Source organism: Elstera litoralis (assembly GCF_000963705.1).
Classification (GTDB): Bacteria; Pseudomonadota; Alphaproteobacteria; order Elsterales; family Elsteraceae; genus Elstera; species Elstera litoralis.
Window position 1 is genome coordinate 1 of record NZ_LAJY01000072.1, and the last position, 3,179, is coordinate 3,179.

Annotated in this window: 4 protein-coding genes; 3 read left to right on the forward strand and 1 reads right to left on the reverse strand. The window is 58.4% G+C overall.

All coding sequences use genetic code 11. The annotated features are described in order from the left end of the window. Positions 1 to 204 (reverse strand): hypothetical protein (locus VZ95_RS26620; RefSeq protein ID WP_052711453.1); only part of this gene is annotated, 204 nt, incomplete at its 3' end. Here VZ95_RS26620 and VZ95_RS23810 point away from each other — a divergent pair. The 3 genes from VZ95_RS23810 to pal all read left to right on the forward strand — a co-directional run bounded on the left by VZ95_RS23810 (position 203) and on the right by pal (position 2,824). Further along, the gene (locus tag VZ95_RS23810; RefSeq protein WP_232302468.1) at positions 203 to 709 is read left to right on the forward strand and encodes a hypothetical protein; all 507 of its coding nucleotides are present in this window, start codon (positions 203 to 205) and stop codon (positions 707 to 709) included. The genes VZ95_RS26620 and VZ95_RS23810 overlap by 2 nt on opposite strands. Before the next feature lie 103 nt (positions 710 to 812). Next, on the forward strand, positions 813 to 2,186 hold the full coding sequence (tolB, locus tag VZ95_RS03795; RefSeq protein WP_045774696.1) for a Tol-Pal system beta propeller repeat protein TolB: 1,374 nt from the start codon (positions 813 to 815) through the stop codon (positions 2,184 to 2,186). Positions 2,187 to 2,326: 140 nt separating this feature from the next. Beyond that, positions 2,327 to 2,824 (forward strand): peptidoglycan-associated lipoprotein Pal, encoded by a 498-nt coding sequence (gene pal / locus VZ95_RS03800; protein ID WP_045774694.1) that lies wholly within the window; start codon positions 2,327 to 2,329, stop codon positions 2,822 to 2,824. Positions 2,825 to 3,179: the final 355 nt, after the last annotated feature.

Consider the following 3,179-nt stretch of genomic DNA (forward strand, 5'->3'; position numbering starts at 1 on the left):
AAAACCGCCGCCGCCGCCGAAACCGCCGGAGCCGAAACCCGAGCCCAAGCCCGAACCGAAACCGGAGCCCAAGCCTGAGCCGAAACCGGAACCTCCCAAACCGGAACCGAAGCCCGAGCCGCCCAAGCCGGAGCCAAAAAAGGAAGAGGTGAAGAAGGTCGAGCCGCCGAAACCGGAACCGAAGAAGGAAGATTTCTTCGACATGATGTCGAAAACGCTTCCCACGCCGAAAGATGCGCCCAAAGTTCCGCCGAAGCCGGACGCTAAGCCGACCGAGAAAAAGCCGGATGCGCTGGATGCAATCGCCAAGGCGCTGAACCAGCCCGCCACCCCCGCGCGCCCAACGCAGACAGCTTCTGCTGGCTCCCCTGCGCCGCGCTCCCTTGGGCCGAGCGACCCGAACCGTCCGCTATCGCGCGCGGAGGAGGATGGCATTCGGAAAACGATTTCTCCCTGCTGGTATTTTGATCCCGGTTTAGCGAATGCGAAGAACTTGATGATACCTATTGTCATCAAGATTGGTGCAGATGGTCGGGTGATCGACGCGCAACCTGAGGATAAGTCCGTATTCACGCGGTCCCCGCAGCATAGGGCCGCTGCCTATGCAGCCATGCGCGCTCTTATGAATCCTCAATGCAATAAGTTGCCCGTTGCGGCAGGGCGGGACACGATGGTTCTTGAGTTCGACCCAAAGGATATGGGGCTATGAAGAATATCGGTGCTGGCCCGCAACAGCGTATCGCGTTCGTCTTAAGAAGCTAAACTCTCGCGACCCTCATTATGATTTTTAATCCGAAGGATAAGGGGCAATGATGCAAACTGCCGTTGAGTCTCGTCGTCGATCCCGTCTCAGCAAGAATTTGCTGCGGTCGTCGCTGTTTGCGGTCTTGGCGCTCTTTGCCGTGCCGCAGTTTGCGGAGGCGCAGCAATCGTCGGGGGCACCGCCACGGGTTCGGATCGATACCGCCAATCCGCAGCCAATGCCGATTGCGGTGATGAACCTCGCGGGCGATGCGCGGCTTGGGGCCGACATTACGCGGATTGTCTCGGATGATTTGGAACGCTCGGGCCTGTTCAAGCCCATCGATCCGAAGGCTTTCGTGCAAACCTCCGAGCAGGTTGGCACTGCCCCGCGTTTTGCTGATTGGCGTCTAATCAATGCGCAGGCGCTGGTGTCGGGCGCGGTCACGCTGCAAGGCAATCAAATGCGCGTCGAGTTCCGCCTGTGGGACGTGTTCGGCGAAGCCCAGATGGAAGGGCAAGTGTTGGCCGCCGGGACCGATGGTCTGCGCCGCGTTGCCCATAAGATTGCGGATGCCATCTATAAGAGCCTGACCGCCGAAGACGGCTATTTCGACACGCAGCTTGTGTTCGTGGCCGAAAGCGGCCCGGCGGATAATCGGCGCAAGCAACTGGCGATTATGGACCAGGATGGGTTCGGCTATCGCACGCTGACCGATCCGCAGCGGGTGCGGGCGCTGACGCCGCGCTTCTCGCCGACCGCGCGCGAGTTGACCTATATGGCCTATGTCAACGACGTGCCGCGCGTTTACCTCTATAATATCGATACCGGGCAGCAGGAAATTCTGGGGAACTTCTCCGGGATGACGTTTGCGCCGCGCTTCACCCCCGATGGGCAGAAGGTGTTGATGAGCTTTGCCGAAAACGGCAATTCCGAAATCTACTCGATGGACCTGCGCACACGCCGGGCAACCCGGCTGACCGATAGCCCGGCCATCGATACCTCCCCCTCGGCCTCGCCCGACGGCACTAAGATTGTGTTCAACTCCGACCGGGGCGGCGTCACCGCTTTGTATGTGATGAACGCCGATGGCTCGGGTGTGCAAAAAATATCACCGGGCCGTGGCCGTTATAACACACCTGTCTGGTCCCCCAGGGGCGACTATATCGCCTTCACGAAACAGGAGGGTGGACAGTTCCAAATTGGGGTGATGCGCCCCGATGGAACGGGTGAGAAGATTCTGGCACAATCCTATTTGGATGAAGGCCCTACCTGGGCTCCCAATGGTCGCGTGTTGATGTTCTTCCGGCAGCAACCGACCGATGCCCAAGGGCGGGGCGGATCGTCGCGCCTCGTGTCCGTCGATATCACGGGCCGCAATTTGCGCGAGGTTACGACGCCCACCGATGCATCGGACCCGGCGTGGAGCCCCTTGATTCCCTAGGGTTAGCTGCCTATATTCCGCCTCGTTTCTCCTTGTTGTGCAGGGCACCATTTTTGTGCGTCCTTGGTCATCTTGGAGAAGATGAAGGGCTCTCCTTCGCGTCACTCAACTACAGCCTTCAGAGCTGAGGGGTCACAAAAATGCGTATCGCTCTCCTCCCCATCGCCGCCGCTGCCCTGCTGCTGGCCGCTTGCGAATCCGACAAGCCGGCCAACACGGCCGCTGTTACGCCGACCACCAACACGTCGACGGCTCCGACCGCGACCGGCATTCGTCCGGGCTCGATCGAAGATTTCCGCGTCAACGTTGGCGATCGCGTCTTCTTCGCGTACGACAAGTTCGACCTGTCGGCCGATGCGCGTCGCACCCTGGAACGTCAGGCTGCTTGGCTGAAGCAATATGCTTCGGTCCGTCTGGCCGTCGAAGGTCATGCCGACGAACGCGGCACCCGCGAATACAACTTGGCGCTCGGCGAACGCCGCGCCAATGCCGCTAAGGATTATCTGGTCGCCCTCGGCGTTCCGGCTTCGCGTCTGACGACCGTTTCCTATGGTAAGGAACGTCCGTCGGTGCTCGGCTCGAACGAAGCCGCTTGGAGCCAGAACCGCCGCGGCGTTTCGGTCCCGGCCGTTCAGTAATCCAACGCCCCTTGGGGCTGGATGGCAACGCCGCACTGGCAACAGTGCGGCGTTTTGCTTTTTGGGGTAAGTTTTCCAGAATTGATCTTAGACTGGGTGATTTCATCGTAATTTTGCCGTCTATCAATAATAAAGACGATGGCTGTGCCCAATGATGGCCATTATTAATTTTATAGGGGGCGATGATGCAGGGGTGCAGAGAGTTGTTGATTGCATCGATTGTTTTGATTGGTGGATGCTCAGTAGATAAAAATAAAATAAATACAGCTCCCAAGAAAGATGGGCCAATACCAACTGGAATTCGTCCAGGTGAAGTTCAGACAGATTTTGTTATAGTGTATGATAGAGTTTTTTT